At 43.5% G+C, this 1,958-nt stretch carries 2 protein-coding genes; both read left to right on the plus strand.

What is annotated here, in order from left to right; genetic code table 11:
* The first annotated feature begins 55 nt into the window (after positions 1-55).
* The gene (locus tag HP456_RS23410) at positions 56-1,126 is read left to right on the plus strand and encodes an AI-2E family transporter (RefSeq protein WP_172255522.1); all 1,071 of its coding nucleotides are present in this window, start codon (positions 56-58) and stop codon (positions 1,124-1,126) included.
* Positions 1,127-1,483: 357 nt separating this feature from the next.
* Positions 1,484-1,958: alanine--tRNA ligase-related protein (locus HP456_RS23415; protein ID WP_246289397.1), on the plus strand; the 475-nt coding region annotated here is incomplete at its 3' end.

Raw genomic sequence — 1,958 nt, forward strand, 5'->3', positions numbered from 1 at the left:
GTATAAAAACCTCCCCCAATTTCTAACAATAAAGGGTAAGAAGGAGGGATGCCGGATGGAAACAAAAACATATGCAAAATGGCTGTACAGACTTTCAATAGGACTTTTATGCGCCGTTTTTCTGTATATCCTTTTTTTATTGAAGCCTGTCTGGCATCCGATTTTGGACATTCTGATGTTATCACTCCTGCCATTCCTGATCGGCGGGTTCATTGCCTATTTGCTTCACCCGTTAGTGGAGAAGATTCATGAAGCGGGCATACACCGCGGCATTGCCATCATGTTCATTTATATTCTTTTTTTTGGAGGTCTGGGATATGCTCTTTATAAAGGGACTCCTATCATTATTCATCAATTGAGGGATTTGTCTGAAAACGCGCCTTTGTTCACGTCTCAGTACCAGAAGTGGCTCCATTACATACAAAGTGAAACTTCGACATGGCCGGACGGGATTCAGACTCAATTGGATGACAGGATCGATGGAATCGAAGGCTGGCTCACGGGTCTGGTGGCTGGGGCACTTGCTGTCCTATTGAAACTGATGAACAGCCTGCTTCTCATTGCGATCATTCCATTCGTATCATTTTATCTATTAAAGGATATTACGAAAGTAAAGAAATTTTTTTGGGAACTGACCCCTGTGCGATGGAGGCAAAGTGCATTAAGGTTCTCGCAGGATGTGGATGAATCATTGGGAGGCTACATCCGCGGTCAGTTGCTGGTTTGTTTGATCATCGGCGGTATTTCAGCGGCAGTGCTATGGTTTTTAGGTATGAAATATCCTTTGATACTGGGTGTCATCATGGGGGCAACGAATGTCATCCCCTATTTTGGCCCGATCATAGGTGCTGTCCCAGCAGTGATTGTTGCCAGTACCATTTCATTGAATATGATCCTGTATGTCGTTATATTGGTACTTGTATTGCAGTTCCTGGAAGGAAACATACTATCGCCAATGATTGTAGGTAAAAGTCTCCATATGCATCCTTTGTTCATCATGGGAGCCCTTATTATCGGGGGGGAAACAGGCGGGGTCATCGGGATGATCGTGGCCGTTCCAGTCCTCGCAGTTATAAAAGTGGCTGTCTTGCATGGAAGGACCCATTTCGTTCATACAAAAAACTGACGTGATAACATTGACAAAAGGTTTGAATATTTCTATAATCCAACATATACAATAAAGTTATAAGCTGAAAATGATGAAGGATCCAGTAGATTATAGCCCATCTGAGTGTACCGGCACGTAAGAGAGGAATTCCCTAGGCTGAAAGGAATTCCAGATGAAGGATAATCGAACGCTAATCCAGAGTGCAGGAAAACCCTGCCGCCTGACCCGCGTTAAGGTGTTTTTTGAGGGGTGAAGATGAGATTTCTACATTTTCACAACCAGGGTGGTACCGCGAGCCAGCTCTCGTCCCTGTTTTTGGGATGAGGGCTTTTTTGTATTCTTTTTTAAGTACATAAACCAAAGGAGGAAGTTCATATGAACAAATTAACCGGAGCACAAATCCGCCAGATGTTTTTAGATTTCTTTAAAGAGAAAGGTCACAGTGTAGAGCCCAGTGCATCTCTCGTGCCGCATGAAGATCCCTCATTATTATGGATTAACAGCGGGGTCGCGACGTTAAAGAAATATTTTGACGGCCGTGTCATTCCGCAAAATCCGAGAATCGTCAATGCACAGAAATCCATCCGCACAAATGATATTGAGAACGTCGGTAAAACGGCTCGTCACCATACTTTCTTTGAAATGCTGGGGAACTTTTCAATCGGAGACTATTTCAAAGTGGAATCAATTGAATGGGCTTGGGAATTCCTGACTGATAAAAAGTGGATCGGGTTTGATCCAGAGAAATTATCCGTCACTATTCACCCTGAAGATGAAGAAGCTTTTGAAATCTGGCACAAAAACGTCGGAGTACCAGCTGAAAGAATCATTCGGATCGAAGGGAACTACT

The sequence above is a fragment of the Bacillus haikouensis genome (assembly GCF_013179555.1).
In the GTDB taxonomy this organism is placed as follows: Bacteria; Bacillota; Bacilli; order Bacillales; family Bacillaceae_B; genus Rossellomorea; species Rossellomorea haikouensis_A.

Excerpts from the sequence above, each read along its gene's own strand:
- HP456_RS23410 (WP_172255522.1), top strand. The coding sequence starts at position 56 with ATGGAAACAAAAACATATGCAAAATGGCTGTACAGACTTTCAATAGGA.